The sequence below is a fragment of the Streptomyces acidicola genome, assembly GCF_009377235.1.
Classification (GTDB): Bacteria; Actinomycetota; Actinomycetes; order Streptomycetales; family Streptomycetaceae; genus Streptomyces; species Streptomyces acidicola.
On record NZ_VMNX01000112.1, the window covers coordinates 1 to 17,934 of the forward strand.

14 protein-coding genes are annotated in these 17,934 nt (G+C 70.9%); 8 read left to right on the forward strand and 6 right to left on the reverse strand.

What is annotated here, in order from left to right; genetic code table 11:
- Window positions 1-77: 77 nt before the first annotated feature.
- From FPZ41_RS26160 to FPZ41_RS26190, 7 genes are all read left to right on the forward strand, one after another.
- Entirely contained in the window at window positions 78-1,133 is a 1,056-nt protein-coding gene (locus tag FPZ41_RS26160) for an LLM class F420-dependent oxidoreductase (RefSeq protein ID WP_152866146.1), read from the forward strand.
- 235 nt (window positions 1,134-1,368) lie between these two features.
- Complete coding sequence (locus FPZ41_RS26165; protein WP_152866147.1) at window positions 1,369-2,157, forward strand: ferritin-like domain-containing protein; 789 nt, start codon at window positions 1,369-1,371, stop codon at window positions 2,155-2,157.
- Between the two features lie 187 nt (window positions 2,158-2,344).
- On the forward strand, window positions 2,345-3,031 hold the full coding sequence (locus FPZ41_RS26170; RefSeq protein WP_131564851.1) for a histidine phosphatase family protein: 687 nt from the start codon (window positions 2,345-2,347) through the stop codon (window positions 3,029-3,031).
- A 96-nt stretch (window positions 3,032-3,127) separates the two neighbouring features.
- Window positions 3,128-3,718: a DUF3090 domain-containing protein gene (locus FPZ41_RS26175; protein ID WP_322620740.1), complete on the forward strand. Its 591-nt coding sequence runs from the start codon at window positions 3,128-3,130 to the stop codon at window positions 3,716-3,718.
- A complete protein-coding gene (locus tag FPZ41_RS26180) occupies window positions 3,682-4,500 on the forward strand; it encodes an SCO1664 family protein (protein WP_152866148.1) in 819 nt (272 codons plus the stop codon). Before FPZ41_RS26175 ends, FPZ41_RS26180 begins: the two co-directional genes overlap by 37 nt.
- A 301-nt stretch (window positions 4,501-4,801) precedes the next feature.
- Entirely contained in the window at window positions 4,802-6,031 is a 1,230-nt protein-coding gene (gene mshC, locus FPZ41_RS26185) for a cysteine--1-D-myo-inosityl 2-amino-2-deoxy-alpha-D-glucopyranoside ligase (RefSeq protein WP_152866149.1), read from the forward strand.
- Between the two features lie 277 nt (window positions 6,032-6,308).
- A complete protein-coding gene (locus tag FPZ41_RS26190) occupies window positions 6,309-7,235 on the forward strand; it encodes an SMP-30/gluconolactonase/LRE family protein (protein ID WP_152866157.1) in 927 nt (308 codons plus the stop codon).
- A gap of 89 nt (window positions 7,236-7,324) precedes the next feature.
- Here the strand turns inward: FPZ41_RS26190 and FPZ41_RS26195 are convergent, their stop codons facing one another.
- Window positions 7,325-8,311, reverse strand: a complete 987-nt coding sequence (locus FPZ41_RS26195; protein ID WP_131564861.1) for a PAC2 family protein — start codon at window positions 8,309-8,311, stop codon at window positions 7,325-7,327.
- A 151-nt stretch (window positions 8,312-8,462) separates the two neighbouring features.
- Window positions 8,463-9,134: a FadR/GntR family transcriptional regulator gene (locus FPZ41_RS26200; protein ID WP_131564863.1), complete on the reverse strand. Its 672-nt coding sequence runs from the start codon at window positions 9,132-9,134 to the stop codon at window positions 8,463-8,465.
- 168 nt (window positions 9,135-9,302) lie between these two features.
- On the opposite strand from FPZ41_RS26200, the gene FPZ41_RS26205 reads away from it, so the two are divergent.
- Window positions 9,303-11,996, forward strand: a complete 2,694-nt coding sequence (locus tag FPZ41_RS26205) for an NACHT domain-containing protein (protein ID WP_152866150.1) — start codon at window positions 9,303-9,305, stop codon at window positions 11,994-11,996.
- 79 nt (window positions 11,997-12,075) lie between these two features.
- Here the strand turns inward: FPZ41_RS26205 and FPZ41_RS26210 are convergent, their stop codons facing one another.
- The 4 genes from FPZ41_RS26210 to FPZ41_RS26225 form a co-directional block, all read right to left on the reverse strand.
- Entirely contained in the window at window positions 12,076-13,692 is a 1,617-nt protein-coding gene (locus FPZ41_RS26210; protein WP_152866151.1) for a glycerol-3-phosphate dehydrogenase/oxidase, read from the reverse strand.
- A gap of 54 nt (window positions 13,693-13,746) precedes the next feature.
- Window positions 13,747-15,285 carry a glycerol kinase GlpK gene (gene glpK, locus FPZ41_RS26215; RefSeq protein ID WP_322620743.1) on the reverse strand — a complete coding sequence of 513 codons (1,539 nt, stop codon included), beginning with the start codon at window positions 15,283-15,285 and terminating at the stop codon, window positions 13,747-13,749.
- Window positions 15,286-15,417: 132 nt separating this feature from the next.
- Window positions 15,418-16,212, reverse strand: coding sequence for an MIP/aquaporin family protein (locus FPZ41_RS26220; protein WP_322620741.1), 795 nt, complete (start codon window positions 16,210-16,212; stop codon window positions 15,418-15,420).
- Between the two features lie 634 nt (window positions 16,213-16,846).
- Entirely contained in the window at window positions 16,847-17,611 is a 765-nt protein-coding gene (locus tag FPZ41_RS26225; protein WP_152866152.1) for an IclR family transcriptional regulator, read from the reverse strand.
- Between the last annotated feature and the right edge of the window lie 323 nt (window positions 17,612-17,934).

The window sequence follows — 17,934 nt, forward strand, 5'->3', positions numbered from 1 at the left end:
ACCCCGCTCCCCACCAACGCCCCCTCACGCTAATCTCGACGCCACAAGGGACGTTACTGATCAGTAAGGGGAAGGCCATGCAGCTCGGGATCAACCTCGGCTACTGGGGCGCCGGAATGGACGCGGACAATCTCGCCGTGGCCCAGGAAGCCGACCGGCTCGGCTACGCCGTGTGCTGGGCCGCCGAGGCCTACGGCTCGGACGCGGCCACCGTACTCAGCTGGGTCGCCGCCCAGACCGACCGCATCGACGTAGGCTCCGCCATCTTCCAGATCCCGGCCCGCCAGCCCGCGATGACCGCGATGACCGCCGCCACCCTCGACTCCCTCTCCGGCGGCCGCTTCCGCCTCGGCCTCGGCGTCTCCGGACCCCAGGTCTCCGAGGGCTGGTACGGAGTGAAGTTCGACAAGCCCCTCGCCCGCACCCGCGAGTACGTCGAGATCATCCGCAGGGCGATGACCCGCGAGCGGCTCTCGTACGAGGGCGAGCACTGGACCCTGCCCCTGCCCGGCGGCCCGGGCAAGCCCATCAAGCTGACCGTGCACCCGCAGCGCGAGCACATCCCGCTCTACATCGCCGCCATCGGACCGAAGAACCTTGAGCAGACCGGTGAGATCGCCGACGGGGCCCTCCTCATCTTCCCGTCCGCCGCCCACCTCGAAGAGACCGCGATCACCTACCTGCGCGCGGGCCGGGAGAAGGCGGGCAAGACCCTCGACGGCTTCGACGTCTGCCCGACGTTGCCTCTCGCCTCCGGCGACGACAAGGACGTGACGGCCCTCGCCGACACCTTCCGCCCCTACACCGCGCTGTACGTCGGCGGCATGGGCAGCCGCAAGCAGAACTTCTACAACCAACTCGCCCAGCGCATGGGCTACGAGAAGGAGGCCGCCGAGATCCAGGACAAGTACCTGGCCGGCGACAAGACGGGTGCGGCGGCGGCCGTCCCGCACGAACTGATCGACCAGACCACGCTGCTCGGCTCCGTCGACCGTATCGCCGACCGCATGAAGGCCTACGCCGAGGCCGGGGTCACCACACTCACACTCGCGCCCGCCGGCTTCACGCTGGAGGAGCGGATCGCCTCGCTCCGGGCGGGCTCCGAGGCCCTGGAGCGGTCCGGGCTCGCATAGCCCGGGGCTCGCACAACCGCGGAGGGAAAGGTTTCCGCGGCCGTGGTGGGGGCTCGGGGGGTCTTCCCCGCCACGGCCGTCACGGGACACAACGCTTCATCACACCGCTTGGTTACGGGGCTCCTCGGAGCCCGCCCACCCGCCGTTCGGTGGATTTGTCCGACACACATGTTGCCGCACCCCTGTCACCGCATTTGACTCGTTCCTTGCGGAACCCTGCAGAGAGGTGCCTCAGATGCTTTCGGCCAAGAGTCTGTTCAAGGAGATCCTCGACAACGACGAGTCGTTCCGGCTGTTCTGCTCCATCGCCGCCAGCGGGGAGTCGCAGGGAGGCTGGGAGAACGCCCGCATCGCCGCGCTCGTCCCGCAGAGCGAGCGCGCGCTCGCACCCAAGATCAGCCGCCACGGCGCCGACGAGGACAAGCACGGGCGCATCTTCAACGCCCTCATGAAGAAGCGCGGCCTCGAACCGGTCGAGGTCCCGCCGGCCACCGACTACACCATGCTCCTGGAACGGAGCGGCATCGGCCTCGCCCACGAGAAACTCAAGAGCGACCAGCCGCTCACCGTCGAGGACATCGTCACCTACCTGGCTCACAGCAGGGTCACCGAACAGCGCGCCTCCGAGGAGATGCAGCTCCTCCGCAAGTACTTCGCCGACCACCCCGACATCGGGCGCGCGGTCAGGATGATCTCCAACGACGAGGACAACCACCTCGCTTACTGCCACGAGGAGCTGCTGCGCTTCGCGACCGCGGGCCACGGCCGCATGATCCAGCGCACCCTCCGCGAGTGCGCCCGCGCCGAGATCCGCATCTACCGGGACGTCAGCCTCGCCGTGATGGCCGGCATGGGCCGCATCCTCGGCTGGCCGAAGGCCAAGGCCGCCGCCCTCGCCGCCGGCATCCACGCCGTCTACCTGTACGAGAGGCTCGGCGGTTGGCGCCGCATGGTCTCCCTGAAGATGCCCGAGCGCCGCGACGCCCTCGGCGGACCTGCGACCGCGTCCGCCGAGTTCGCGTAGCGCCCGGACGGCACGCGCGCGTGGAGCACGAGTACCGCTCCACGCACTCCTCCCGGTCGGTCTCCAGCCCGCCCGCCACGTCCATGCCCACGTAGTCCACGTAGTGGTGCACCGCCGCGGGGCCGAGCTGCAGCAGTCCCGCCGTACGGTGGCCGACGCACCCCGCCGGACGCTTACGCTGGGCGGCATGCCCACGTTGATCCTCGTCCGGCACGGACGGTCCACCGCCAACACCTCGGGGGTGCTCGCCGGCTGGACGCCCGGCGTCGCCCTGGACGAACGCGGCGCCGCGCAGGCCGCCGCGCTGCCCGGGCGCCTCGCCGGGCTGCCGATCTCCGAGGTCGTCACCAGCCCGCTGCAGCGCTGCCAGGAGACGATCCAGCCACTCCTCGACGCCCGCCCGGAACTCAGCCCGCACACCGACGAACGCATCGGAGAGGCCCACTACGGCGACTGGTCGGGCCGCAAGCTCGCCGAGCTCAACGACGAGCCGCTGATGCAGGTCGTCCAGGCGTATCCCTCGGCGGCCGTGTTTCCCGGCGGCGAGTCGATGCGGGCGATGCAGGACCGTGCCGTCGCGGCCGTACGCGAGTGGAACGCGCGCGTGGAGCGCGATCACGGCGCCGACGCCGTGTACGTCATGTGTTCGCACGGCGACATCATCAAGTCCCTCGTGGCGGACGCGCTCGGACTCCATCTCGACCTCTTCCAGAGGGTCTCCGTGGAACCGTGCTCCATCACCGCGATCCGCTACACGCGGCTGCGGCCGTTTCTCGTTCGCCTCGGTGACACCGGGGATTTCGCGTCACTTGCCCCCCGGGAGGAGCCGCCGAGCCCCGACGCTCCGGTCGGAGGTGATGCGGGCGCACCGTGATCGTCAACCGCAGTAGGGTGAAGCGGTCGCAGCGGTACGGCACGTGTCAGCAGCCGCAGCGGTCGGTCCCGACGTCGATTCCAATGGAGACAGGACGTGTCCCGTCAGGTGTTCCTCTACGACCCCCCGGACCGCTTCGTGGCCGGTACGGTCGGGTTGCCCGGGCGCCGTACGTTCTTCCTGCAGGCCACCGCGGGTCAGCGCGTCACCAGTGTCGCCCTGGAGAAGACGCAGGTGGCCGCCCTCGCCGAGCGCATGGACGAGCTGCTCGACGAGGTCGTACGGCGCAGTGGCGGCAGCGCCGCCGTTCCGGCCGTGGCCCCCTCCGAGGTCTCCGACACGGCTCCGCTGGACACGCCGATCGAGGAGGAGTTCCGGGTCGGCACGATGGCGCTGGCCTGGGACGGTGACGAGCAACGCATGATCGTCGAGGCACAGGCCCTGGTGGAGCTGGACGCCGACTCCGAGGAGGACCTGGCCGAGGCCGAGGAGAGGTTGCTCCAGGACGAGGAGAACGGTCCGCCGATGCTCCGCGTCCGGCTCAGCGGCGCGCAGGCCAGGTCCTTCGCCAAGCGCGCCCTCGACGTCGTCAACGCGGGACGCCCGCCGTGCCCGCTGTGCAGCCTGCCGCTCGACCCGGAGGGACACGTATGTCCGCGCCAGAACGGATACCGCCGCGGAGCGTGACCTCCGCCGAACTGCTCGCCGAGGGCGAGCTGACGGTGCGCGGCCGTATCCGGGAGGCGTCCAACGCGGCGCTGTACTGCACGGTGGCGTACGAGGGCCGGGAGGCCGCCTGTATCTACAAGCCCGTCGCGGGCGAGCGACCCCTGTGGGACTTTCCCGACGGCACGCTCGCCCAGCGCGAGGTCGCGGCCTACGAGGTCTCCGAGGCGACCGGCTGGGGGCTCGTACCGCCCACGGTGCTGCGCGACGGGCCGTACGGCGAGGGCATGTGCCAGCTGTGGGTCGACGGACAGCCCGGTGACGAGCTCCTCGCCCTCGTCGACGGGGAGGAGCCGGGGGACGGCTGGAAGGCGATCGCGTTCGCCGAGGTCGGCGACGGGAAGACCGCTCTGCTCGTGCACGCCGACGATGCGCGGCTGCGGCGGCTCGCCGTGCTCGACGCGGTCATCAACAACGCCGACCGCAAGGGCGGCCATCTGCTGCCGGGCGACGGGGGCCGGCTGTACGGCATCGACCACGGGGTCACCTTCAACGTCGAGAACAAGCTGCGCACACTGCTGTGGGGGTGGGCGAGCGAGCCCCTGACCCAGGAGGCGACCGAGACACTGACCACACTGCGGGCCGGCCTGGGCGAGGACGGTGCACTGGCACTGCGGCTGGCGGAGCTGATCACCACCGCCGAACTGAACGCCACCCGTGCTCGGGTCGAGGCATTGCTCACGTCCGGCACCCACCCGGAGCCGTCGGGCGAGTGGCCGGCGATCCCCTGGCCCCCGGTCTGAGACGCCCCGCAAGGGGCGCGGGGCTGTATCGATATGCGGCTCCGCCGCGATGGGGGTCCCCCCGCTCGAGCGCAGCCGAGAGTGGGGGAGCGACCAGCCACACACGACCCGCACCCGCGTACGAACGACAGGCACCCGAGACCGCCCGCGCCCGCTCGCCCACACCTCACGGCGCCGCCCACCACATGGGCACCCACACGCCGCCCCCCGCATACCCGGAGGGAACGCGCAAGAGTGCCGTCCCGGCCATCCGGCCCGGTCCGGTTCGTATGCGGAACTTCCATCCGGTTAGGCTCATGACATGCATGCCTGGCCCGCTTCTGAGGTCCCCGCCCTGCCCGGCAAGGGCCGCGACCTCCGGATCCACGACACCGCGACCGGCGGTCTGGTCACCCTCGACCCCGGTCCCGTCGCCCGTCTCTACGTCTGCGGGATCACTCCCTACGACGCGACCCACATGGGTCACGCGGCGACCTACAACGCGTTCGACCTCGTGCAGCGCGTGTGGCTCGACACCAAGCGGCAGGTCCACTACGTGCAGAACGTCACAGACGTCGACGATCCGCTGCTGGAGCGCGCGGACCGCGACGGCGTCGACTGGGCGGGCCTCGCCGAGCGGGAGACCGCCCTCTTCCGCGAGGACATGACCGCCCTGCGGATGCTGCCCCCGCAGCACTACATCGGTGCCGTCGAGGCGATACCCGGAATCGTCCCGCTCGTCGAGCGGCTGCGGGACGCCGGCGCCGCGTACGAACTCGAAGGCGACGTCTACTTCTCCGTCGAGGCCGACCCGAACTTCGGCAGCGTGTCCAACCTGGACGCCGCCGCGATGCGCCTGCTGTCCGCCGAGCGCGGTGGCGACCCGGACCGCCCGGGCAAGAAGAACCCGCTCGACCCGATGCTCTGGATGGCCGCCCGTGAGGGCCAGCCCAGCTGGGACGGCGGTTCGCTCGGCCGTGGCCGGCCCGGCTGGCACATCGAGTGCGTCGCCATCGCCCTCGACCACCTCGGCATGGGCTTCGACGTCCAGGGCGGGGGATCGGACCTCGTCTTCCCGCACCACGAGATGGGCGCCTCGCACGCCCAGGTGCTGACCGGTGAGTTCCCCATGGCCAAGGCGTACGTCCACGCCGGGATGGTCGCTCTCGACGGCGAGAAGATGTCGAAGTCGAAGGGCAATCTCGTCTTCGTGTCCACGCTGCGGCGCAGCGGCGTCGACCCCGCGGCCATACGGCTCGCCCTGCTCGCCCACCACTACCGTGCCGACTGGGAGTGGACCGACCAGGTCCTCGCGGACGCCGTCGCGCGGGTCGGCCGCTGGCGCGCCGCCGTGTCACGGCCCGACGGCCCGCCCGCGGAGGCGTTGGTCGAGGAGATCCGGGAAGCCCTCGGACACGACCTGGACGCCCCGGCCGCGCTTGCCGCGGTCGACCGCTGGGCCGCCCTCCAGAAGGAACGGGGCGGTACGGACGAGGGCGCGCCCGGAGTGGTGTCACGTGCCGTGGACGCTCTCCTCGGCGTGGCCCTGTAGATCGCTGCCCACGGGGCGCCGGGCGGGTCGTCTCCCGCCCGGCGCCCTGTGTCCTTCCGGAGCAGACGTGGCGTCACCATCCGGCCGGCCGCTGTCGGGACCCTGTCGAGACGCTGTCGGACGACTGTTGTTTGCTGCGGGTGCGTGCGACATGTGATGGGGTGACAGCGGAAGTTGACCGCCCGACCGGCCAACTGCCGGTCCCCACGCGGAAGGACGCGCTGTGGCACCTGCACCCCCGCACTCAGCCCTCGCCCACCACCTCAGCCGGCGCGGCATGCTCATGGCCGGAGCCGTGACCGCCGGTGCCGTGCTCCTCGGATCACCGGCCGAAGCGGCCGCGGGACCGGCGAAGACCGGGCCCGGCGTGATCCCGCTGCCGGACGGCTTCCGCCCCGAGGGCATCACGATCGGCGGCGGCCCGTACGCCTACCTCGGCTCGCTGGGCGACGGCTCGATATACCGCGCCGACCTGCGCACCGGAGAGGGCCGGACCATCTCGACCGGGCCCGGAACGCCGTCGGTCGGGCTCAAACTCGACGGCCGGGGGCGGCTGTTCGTCGCCGGACGCGGTGAGGGCGCCCGCGTGGTGGATGCCCGTACGGGGGAGATCCTCGCGTCGTACCGGTTCACCACGGCGACCCCGACCTTCGCCAACGACCTGTTCCTGACCCCGCGCACGGCCTGGTTCACGGACTCGTTCCAGCCCGCGCTGTACGCCCTGCCGCTCGGCCGGGGCGGTGCGCTGCCGGACGCGGACGACGTCGTGCGGATCACCCTGAGCGGCGACTGGAGCCAGGTCCCCGGCGAGGTCGTGAACGCCAACGGCATCACACGCACCCCCGACGGCAAGGCGCTTCTCGTCGTACAGTCCGGGGTCGGCGGTCTCCACCGCGTCGACCCGAGGACCGGGGTCACCAGGCTGGTCGACCTCGGTGACGCGGCCCCCCTCACCAACGGCGACGGACTGCTGCTGATCGGGCGGACGCTGTACGTCGTGCAGAACCGGCAGAACGCGATCGACGTGTTCACGCTTGCCGCGGACGGCACCAGCGGCGTCTTCCAGAAGCGTGTCACGGACCCGGACTTCGACGTGCCGACCACCGTGGCCGAGTACAACGGGACGCTCTACCTGCCCAACGCCCGGTTCACCACCACGCCGACGCCGGACACGACGTACGCCGTCGTCGCCGTCAAGCGCTGACCGGCGCGAACACCCAGCACACCACCGAGCACACCGAGCACACGGACGAGAGGGGCGGTGCGCCGTGCGCACCGCCCCTTTCCGGTGTCTCAGTCGTCCGACGACTCGTCGTCGTCGGGTCCCGGCCGCTGCGGCTTCGGCGGACGTGTCCGGCCGCCGGGGTTGTCCCGCAGGTACGAGGCGGTGTCGCTGCCGTCCGCCGTGGCGTGTCCGCCCGGGGACGGGCCCGGCCCGCCGCCGTCCCGTCTGCGCAGATAGCGCTCGAACTCGCGGGCGATGGCCTCGCCGGACGCCTCGGGCAGCTCGGCGGTGTCCCGTGCCTCCTCCAGCGTCTGCACGTACTCGGCGACCTCGCTGTCCTCGGCGGCCAGCTGGTCCACGCCCACCTGCCACGCGCGCGCGTCCTCGGGCAGCTCGCCCAGCGGGATGCGTACGTCGATGAGGTCCTCCAGACGGTTCAGGAGGGCCAGCGTGGCCTTCGGGTTGGGCGGCTGCGACACGTAGTGCGGGACCGCCGCCCACAGCGAGACCGCCGGGACGCCCGCGTGTGTGCACGCCTCCTGGAGGATGCCGACGATGCCCGTGGGGCCCTCGTACTTGGTCTCCTCCAAGTCCATCCGCCGGGCCAGGTCCGGGTCGGACGTGACCCCGCTGACCGGGACCGGACGCGTGTGCGGGGTGTCGCCGAGCAGGGCGCCCAGGATGACCACCAGCTCCACGCCCAGCTCATGGGCGAAGCCCAGCAGTTCGTTGCAGAACGAGCGCCACCGCATGGACGGTTCGATGCCGCGGACCAGCACCAGGTCCCGGGGCTTCTCACCGCCGACCCTGACCACCGACAGCCTGGTCGTCGGCCAGGTGATCTTGCGTACGCCGGCGTCCATCCACACCGTGGGGCGGTTGACCTGGAAGTCGTAGTAGTCCTCGGCGTCCAGCGCCGCGAAAACCTCGCCCTTCCACTCTCTGTCCAGATGCGCGACCGCGGTGGAAGCGGCGTCGCCGGCATCGTTCCAGCCCTCGAACGCGGCCACCATGACTGGGTCGATCAGCTCGGGAACTCCCTCCAGCTCGATCACCCAGCGCCTCCTTCCGACGTGCCCTCGCGTACGTCCCAACCTTACGGCGTGCCGCGGGGGCCTCCGCAGCCCCCTTGCACAGGGGGAGTGAACGGATCACTGCCCCGTTCACCGTCCCGGAACACCCGCCGGCCGAGCTGTCTGAGGCGGTTCACAGGGTCGAGCGCAGCCAGTGCTCCACGGACGCGATGTGCACCGTGGCCCACGAGCGGGCCGCCTCCCCGTCACGGTCGCGGAGGGCGGCGAGGATCATGCGGTGTTCGTGGAGGGTGCGGCTGACCGCGTCCTCCTGGGTGAGACCGCGCCAGATACGGGCCCGGGTCGTGGGACCGGAGAGCCCGTCGAGCAGGGAGCAGAGCACCGAGTTGCCGGAGCTCTGCACGATGCCCCGGTGGAAGTCCAGGTCGCAGGCCACGAGCTCCTCCACGGACGGCGCCTCTCCCAGCTTGTCCAGCTGGGCGCCCAGGGCGTCCAGCTGTTGCTCGCTGATGCGGGAGGCCGCCATCGCCGTGGCCGCCGGCTCCAGGATGCGCCGCACCGCGAGGAACTCCAGGACCGTGTCGTCGCGGTGGAAGTCGACGACGAAGCTCAGCGCCTCCAGCAGCAGCTGCGGGTCCAGACTGGTGACGTAGGTGCCGTCGCCCTGCCGTACGTCCAGAATGCGGATCAGCGAAAGGGCCCGGACCGCCTCGCGCAGCGAGTTGCGGGACAGCCCGAGCTCGGACGCGAGCTCGCTCTCCTTCGGCAGGCGGTCGCCGGGGCGCAGCGCGCCGGAGACGATCATTCCCTTGATCTTCTCGATCGCCTCATCGGTGACTGCCATGGCGTGCCTCCCTGTTGCTCAGACATCCGATGTCTGCTGGTCATTATGCGTCAAACAGTCATGCAGGGTGCCCACCTGCGGAAACCGGCGGCACCTCGGCCCTGTGCAGGCCATGTCCCTCGCTGTAAAGCGCGTGACGTACTCCCATCACCTCGGCACAATTTGTTCATGGACAATCAACGGGGGCTGAACGTCTGGCAGTCACCGTCCGAGGTGCACAACATCGTCCGCGACAGCACCGTCGAGTATCTGATCCAGGTCGGACATGTTCACGGCACCCTCGTGGTGAACCTGCCACCCAGCCGCGATCCGACGGACACCGCCGCCGAGGAACTGGCCCGCGCCGTCCGCGCGCGGTGGTCGGCCGAGGCCGCGGCGTGGGAACTCGGCGACACCGACGCCCCGCTCGCCGTGCGCTGGCTTGCGCGCTGGACGCCCTCCGCGGACACCAGGGCCGCCGTCCGCAGCGACCGGCTCGGCGACGTCGTCGACACCCTGTGCCGACTCGACCCGCGCCGCCTCGTCGTACTCGGCGGCCCCGGCTCCGGAAAATCGACCCTGCTCACCATGACTGTCGTGCGCCTGGCCGAGCGGCACCTGGGCGATGTGACCCGTGGCGTGCGCGGCGACCGCACCACACCCGTTCCGGTGTTGCTGTCGCTCGAGTCGTGGGACGCGGAGACCGTGGCGTTCCGCGACTGGCTGGTCGAGCGCGTTCAGGGGGACCACCCTGGGCTGCCGCGGATGGAGGGGGAACATCCGGCACGCCGCCTGGTGCGCGACGGCCGCGTGCTCGCCGTGCTCGACGGCCTCGATGAACTCCCCGGCCACCGCAGGGCCGCGGTCGTCCGCCAACTGAACTCCGCGCCACGGGAGTCGGGCTTCGTGCTGGCCTCCCGCACCGACGAGTACCGCGCCCTCGGACTGCGCGTGGCCGGCGCCTCCGACATCGAGGCACTCCCGGTCACCCCCCGCGACGCGGCCCGCCACCTGCTGCTCACATCACCCGACGCACTGCACGAGAGATGGGGCCAGGTGGCCGAGGACCTGGCCGACCACCCCGAGGGCCCGCTCGCCGGCGCGCTGACGACCCCGCTGATGATCTGGCTCGCCCGCCGCGCCTACAGCGGCCCGTACGCCGACCCGGCGAACCTCACCGACCGAAGCCGACTGCGCACCCGCGACGCCGTCGAGAACCACCTGATGGACGCGGTGATCCCGGCGGCCTTCGCGCCCCTCGCCCACGACACGGAGCGACTGCACGCGCCCGGCCGCTGGAACGCGGCCCGCGCCCGGAGCTGGCTCACGTTCCTCGCCAGCGAACTCGACCGCCGCCGCACCACCGAGTTCTCGTGGTGGCGGCTGAACCGGGCACGGGCGGCCCGCCTTCTCGCCGTACCCACACTGTTCGCCATCTGCGTCGCCCTCGCCGAGTCGGTGCTGACGCTCACCAGATGGGCGCAGGACACGTACGGGAACTCCGTCCTCCCGGCGCGCATTTTCGAGCACCTCTATCTGACGGGCGGTTTCATCCAGGGCATGGGCCTGATGATGGCGACGCTGTTCTGGTTCGGCGACCGGTTCTGGCAGCCGCGCCGCCGGGCCAACCCCTTCAAGGCAGGCGCCGCCCTGCGCGCCGCGTCCCGTGCCGTCTCCGCCCGGCGGGGTCTGGCGGCCGCCGCCGTCCTCGTCGTACCGACCGTGCTGCTCCTGCTCCTGCGCGGGAGTGCGTACCACGCCGACGCCTTCATCGCCGAGACCCTGCTGGACTTCGTCCTGCCGGCCCTGGTGATGGCCGTGATCGCCGCGCCGTCGGACGACGTCGACGCCACCACCCCCGACGGCCTGCTCGCGGACGAGCGCCGCACCGCACTGATCACGCTCTGCGTCGTCGCCCCGCTCATCGGGCTCGGCACGGGCGTGAACCGCCTGCTCAGCGGGGGTGGACCCATGACCGCCTGGACCGCCGCCGTGGAGTGCTTCACCGGAGCCGTGATGGTGCTCGTGGTGCTGAGCCCCTGGTTCGTGTGGGTGGTTTCCAAGGCGTGGCTCGCGGTCCTGGGACGGGTGCCCTGGTCGCTCATGGAGTTCCTGCGGGACGCATACCGTCAGGGGCTGCTCCAGCGGCACGGAGGCGTGTACCGCTTCCGGCACCTGCGGCTCCAGGAACACCTCGCGGGACGCGGCCGGCCCGTGGAGCCCACATCTGCCGCCCCAGTGGCCCCACGGCAGCAGCCCCTTGTGGTCACGGGACCTCAGCCGCGGCAACTACCGCCCGCCTCCGGGCCGTTGCCCAGCTTCTCGGACATGCTGAACAGTCCGCCGCCGATGCACGAGCTGCGCGGCTACACCGTGTCCTCCACCGAACAGGCGTACGTCATGACCGGCCGTGACCGCCGTCTGCCGCTCGGCCACTGGGTGTGGTGCGGCATGTTCATGATCGTCGCGTTGCTGCGCCTGGCCGCGAGCGGCAACTGGGACACCCCGATGAGCTGGATCAGCGTGCTGTTCTGGCCCGTCTTCGCCCTGCTCATCAACATCGTGGCGTTCCTGCTTCCCAGGACCGCGCTGGAGCTGCGCGTCGACACCCAGGGGATCACGTCCCGTATGGGGCGCCACCGGGCCGCGTACGCCTGGCACGACGTCCTGGCGGTGCGTGTCCGGCAGGTCCACGTCCGCGGCCGCAACCAGCGCGTGCACGGCCCGCACGTCCGGCTCAGGCCCGGCGCGCCGGAGCCGAAGCGGGTGTTCCACGGCCGTGACGGCTGGTATCTGGTGCTGCCGATGCATGTGCGCCCGGTCCTGCCACCGGACGTCGCGGACGCGTTCGTGCGCTTCTCCGGAGGCCGCTGGCAGGGCTGACGCTGCCGGAAGGGGCGGCTCCCACCGCGGCTCCACAGTGGGAACAACCGTGGGAACCGCCCCTTCCTCCCCGATGGCGTCACTCCTTGTCGAGCAGTTCCTGCACCTTGCCGCGGACGTCGTCCGTGTCCAGGCCCCGGATCGTCAGCGTCGTACGGCGGCGCAGCACGTCGTCCGCCGTCTCGGCCCACTCGTTGTCGCGGGCGTAGACGACCTGTGCCCAGATCTCCGGCGCGTCCGGGTGGACGCGCTCGCCCAGCCCGGGGTCGTCGTTGGCGAGGCGGGCTATGTCGAAGGCGAGCGAACCGTAGTGCGTGGCCAGGTGCCGTGCCGTGTCGGGCGCCATGCGCGGGCCGGGCGCCGGGCGGTCGACCAGCAGCCGGTGGGCGACCGCGCGCGGATTGGCGACGCCCGGCAGAGGCAGCCTCCTCGGCAGCGAGGCGACGGGTTCGAAGTCCTCACCGAGCGGCCGGCCGGGCAGCGCCTGAAGCTTCTTCATGACCGTACGGCCGATGTGGCGGAAGGTGGTCCACTTGCCGCCCGCGACCGAGAGCATCCCGCCCCGGCCCTCCGTCACGACCGTCTCCCGCTTGGCCTTCGACGTGTCGCCGGGGCCACCCGGCAGCACCCGCAGACCCGCGAACGCGTAGGTGATCAGGTCACGCGACAGCTGCTGGTCGCGGATCGAGAGCGCGGCCTCGTCGAGGATCTGGGCCATGTCCTTCTCGGTGACCGCGACCTCGGCCGGGTCGCCCACGTACTCCTCGTCGGTGGTGCCGAGCAGCAGCATGTCCTCCCAGGGGAGGGCGAAGGTGATGCGGTACTTGTCGATGGGGGTGGCGAGCGCGGCCCGCCACGGCGAGGTGCGCTTGAGCACCAGGTGCGCGCCCTTGGACAGACGGATGGAAGGGGCCGCGTCCGGGTTCTCCATGCGGCGGAGGTGGTCGACCCACGGTCCGGTCGCGTTCAGCACGAGACGGGCGTTCACGCCGAACTCGTCGCCGGACAACCGGTCCCTGAGCTCCGCGCCCGTGACCCGGCCCCGGGTGAAGCGCATACCGGTGACCTCGGCATGGTTGAGGACGACGGCGCCCGCCTCGACGGCCGCGCGGACCGTCATCAGCGCCATCCGGGAGTCGTTCATCTGGTCGTCGCCGTACACGGCCACGGCCCTGAGGTTGTCCGTACGCAGCTCGGGCACGTCCTGCGCGGCCTTCGCCGGGCTCAGCAGGTGGCCCACGCCGTCGCCGAACGCCGACAGCGCGGAGTAGGCGAACACACCCGCCCCGAGCTTCGCCGCGCCGTGCGGCCCGCCCTTGTACACGGGGAGGTAGAACGTGAGCGGGTTGGCCAGGTGGGGGGCCACCTGGCGGGAGACCGCACGGCGCTCGAAGTGGTTCTCCGCCACCAGCTTCACGGCACCGGTCTGCAGATAGCGCAGACCCCCGTGCAGCAGCTTGGAGGAGGCGGAGGAGGTGGCGCCGGCGAAATCACCGGCGTCGACCAGCGCCACCCTGAGCCCGGACTGCGCGGCGTGCCAGGCGGTGGAGATGCCCAGGATGCCGCCGCCGATGACGAGGAGGTCGTACGACGCCTTGGCGAGCTGCTCCCGGGTCTCGGCGCGGGTCGGGTTCGAGCCGGGTGCCGGGCGCGTGCCCAGGGCGGGCAGGGTCTGCAGGGTGGACTGACTGGTCATGCGGTTTCTTACTCCTCGTCTGCTCTCGGCAGCTTCAGGCAGTGCTAGGCAGCTCTAGTCGGCGTCGTCGGCGATCCAGCCCATGGTCCGCTCGACGGCCTTGAGCCAGTTCTTGTACTCACGGTCGCGGTGCTCCGCGTCCATGCGGGGGGTCCACTCGGCGGCCCGGCGCCAGTTGCGGCGCAGGTCGTCGGTGCTGGTCCAGAAGCCGACGGCGAGACCGGCGGCGTAGGCGGCACCGAGGCAGGTGGTCTCGGCGACCATCGGGCGCACCACGGGGGCGTCCAGGAAGTCCGAGAGCGTCTGCATCAGCAGGTTGTTGGAGGTCATGCCGCCGTCGACCTTGAGCGCGGTGAGCTCGACGCCGGAGTCCTTCGTCATCGCGTCGGTGATCTCCCGGGTCTGCCAGGCGGTGGCCTCCAGGACGGCGCGCGCGAGGTGCGCCTTGGTGACGTACCGGGTGAGGCCCGCGATCACACCGCGGGCGTCGGAGCGCCAGTACGGGGCGAACAGACCGGAGAAGGCCGGTACGAAGTACGCGCCGCCGTTGTCCTCGACCGAGAGCGCCAGCGTCTCGATCTCGGCGGCGGTGGAGATCAGGCCCATCTGGTCGCGCATCCACTGCACCAGCGAACCCGTGACGGCGATCGAGCCCTCCAGGGCGTAGACCGGCTTCTGGTCGCCGATCCGGTAGCCCACGGTGGTCAGCAGCCCGCTGTACGAGTTGATGATCTTCTCGCCGGTGTTCATCAGCATGAAGGTGCCGGTGCCGTACGTGGACTTGGCCTCGCCCTCGGCGAAACAGGTCTGGCCGAACAGGGCCGCCTGCTGGTCGCCGAGCGCGGAGGCGACCGGGATGCCGCCGAGCAGCTCGCCCAGCCTGCCGCCGGTGATCTCGCCGTACACCTCGGCGGAGGAGCGGATCTCCGGCAGCATCTGCTGCGGCACACCGATGGAGGCGCAGATCTTGTCGTCCCACTCCATGGTGTGGAGGTTCATCAGGAGGGTGCGGGAGGCGTTGGTGACATCGGTGACGTGGTGGCCGCCGTTGACACCGCCCGTCAGGTTCCAGATGACCCAGGTGTCCATCGTGCCGAACAGGATGTCGCCGGCCTCGGCGCGCTCACGCAGGCCCTCGACGTTGTCCAGCAGCCAGCGGGCCTTGGGACCGGCGAAGTAGGAGGCGAGGGGGAGGCCGGTCTCGCGGCGGAAGCGGTCCTGGCCGACGTTGCGGCCGAGCTCCTTGCAGAGGGCGTCGGTGCGGGTGTCCTGCCAGACGATGGCGTTGTGGACGGGCTCACCGGTGTTCTTGTCCCAGAGCAGCGTGGTCTCACGCTGGTTGGTGATGCCGATGGCCTTGATGTCGTCGCGGGTGATGCCGGCCTTCTCGATGGCTCCGGCGACGACCTCCTGGACGTTGGTCCAGATCTCGGTGGCGTTGTGCTCGACCCAGCCCGGCTTGGGGAAGATCTGCTCGTGCTCCTTCTGGTCGACGGAGACGATACGGCCGTCACGGTCGAAGACGATGCAGCGGGACGAGGTCGTGCCCTGGTCGATGGCGGCGATGAACGGCCCATGGCCGTGGGAAGCGATGCCGGCGCGGGTGTCGGTCACGGGGTGCTCCTGAATTCTCTGCGGCCTGAATCTCTGCGGACGAGCGGCTGTCGGTGGGGCGCGGGGCTTCTTGGCGGAATGCTTTCAGCGGTGCCGGCAGGCGTGGTGCTCTCAAGCGAAGGCGAGCTTGTAGATGCCTGCGGCGAACGCGCCGCCGATCAGCGGACCGACCACGGGGATCCAGGCGTAGCTCCAGTCCGAGCCGCCCTTGTTGGGCAGCGGCAGCAGGGCGTGCGTGATCCGCGGACCCAGATCACGGGCCGGGTTGATCGCGTACCCGGTCGGGCCACCGAGCGAGAGGCCGATGGACACGACCACCAGGGCGGTGATCAGCGCGCCCAGGGTGCCGAGGCCCTTGCCGCTGTCGTTCAGGCCCTGGGTGAGGACCGCGAGGACGAGCACGAGGGTGCCGATGATCTCGGTGGCCAGGTTCTGGAACACGTTCCGGATCTCGGGGCCGGTGGAGAAGATCCCGAGCACGGGGCCCGCCCCGGCCTCCTGTGCCTCGACGGCCTTGGCCTTGGTGCCCTGCGCGCCGGGACCGCCGACGATCTCGCGGTCGGTGAGGTGCGCGTGGAACTGTCCGTAGTACGCGACCCAGACCAGCGCGGCACCGATCATGGCGCCGAGCATCTGACCTGCCCAGTACGTCGGTACGTTGCTCCAGTCGCCGTCCTTGATGGCGATCGCGAGGGTCACGGCCGGGTTGAGATGAGCACCCGACAGCGGCGCAGAGGTGTAGACCGCCGTCAGAACGGCGAAACCCCACCCGAAGGTGATGGCGAGCCACCCGGCGTTACGGGCCTTGGAGGCCTTCAGCGTCACGGCGGCGCAGACGCCGGCGCCGAGCAGGATGAGTATGGCGGTACCTATGGTCTCGCCGATGAAGATGTCGGAGCTGGACACCCGCGACTCCTTTGTCCTTCGTCCAGGGAAGGCGAACCCCGGGTCCCTCCGGAGGTCCGTGCCCTCGGGGGTGAGAGCGATGCCGGCCCGTGGCGTTGTCACACTCTAACGCGTATTGCCGATAAGTGTTCGACAATGCCGACCGATGGACGGAGTCTGGCTTTGGCTCCACGTGCACGTCAAGGGGTCCGTTATCGAAAATGCGATCGTTATTGATCGCTGCCGGTTGTCGATCTTCCGGCGGCCGCAGCGGGGGTTCGGACGGGTCCGGGGCGCGCACGCGCGGGCCGTATGCGACGACTTACCGGCCCGTGCGCGCAAAGGTGCGGGTTCCTGTACGGCGGTACAGAACCGCGCGGCGCTCAGAACGGTGCGGCGGTCAGAACGGTGCGGCGGTCAGAACGGTGCGGCGGTCAGAACGGTGCGGCGGTCAGAACGGTGCGGCGGTCAGAACGGTGCGGCGGTCAGAACGGTGCGGCGGTCAGAACGGTGCGGCGCTCAGAACGGTGCGGCGGTCAGAACGGTGCGGCGCTCAGAACGGTGCGGCGCTCAGAATCGCGCGGCGGTCAGAACGGTGCGGCGGTCAGAACGGTGCGGCGGTCAGAACGGTGCGGCGCTCAGAATCGCGCGGCGCTCAGAATCGCGCTGCGCCGAGGTCCCGCGACACCGCGCGGGCGCAGTCGCGCACCGCCGCGATCAGCTCCGGGCGTACCTCGCCGTCCCGGCACACCCGCTCCACGGCGCCGGTGATGCCGACCGCGCCCACTGGCATACGGCGCCGGTCGTGGATGGGCGCGGCGATGGACGCCACGCCCTCCCAGGTCTCCTCGACGTCGACCGCGTACCCACGCGCGCGCGTGAGGTCGAGGACGCCCTCGAACTCGCCCAGCTCACTGATGGTCCGGTCCGTGAAGGCCTTCCGGTGGCCCTCCACGACCTCGCTGTGCGCCACCGGGTCGTACGCCGAGAGCACCTTGCCCAGCGCCGTGGAGTGCAGCGGCTGCATGACCCCGATCTCCAGGACCTGCCGGCTGTCGTCGGGCCGGAAGACGTGGTGCACGATCAGCACGCCCTGTTGGTGCAGCACCCCCAGGTAGACGCTCTCCCCGCTGGAGCGGGCCAGGTCGTCGGTCCACACCAGGGCGCGCGCCCGCAGCTCGTGCACGTCGAGGTACGTGGTGCCCAGGCGCAGCAGCTCGGCGCCCAGCTGGTAGCGCCCGGAGGCGTCGTCCTGCTCGACAAAGCCCTCCTGCTGGAGGGTGCGCAGTATGCCGTGGGCCGTGCCCTTGGCGAGGCCCAGCGACGAGGCGATGTCGGAGAGGCCGAGTCGCCGCTCGCCGCCCGCGAGGAGCCGCAGCATCGCGGCCGCCCGTTCGAGCGACTGGATGTTCCGTGCCATCGCCGTTCTGCCCTCCGTCCCCTTCGGCCGTCGGTGCGCGCCTCCACTGACACCGTTCGGCAATGTCGAACACTACCCGCCGCCATCGATCTGCCGCCAATGGCGGGCACGGCCTTTTCGCCGGATCACTCCCGACGGGCCCCGTGCGTTGACGCGCGCCGTCGGAGTAAACCGCATGTCGCGAGGTGTGGACGCATGTGGAGCCGGCGAGGGGCCCGTCTGTCCCCGGGGGGCCGACGCGTCAGTCCGTCCCGTGGACGCCCTGACCGCCCGCGCCCGCTCCGGGCTACCCTGGCCGGGTGCGCCTTCCGCAGGGAGCCGCA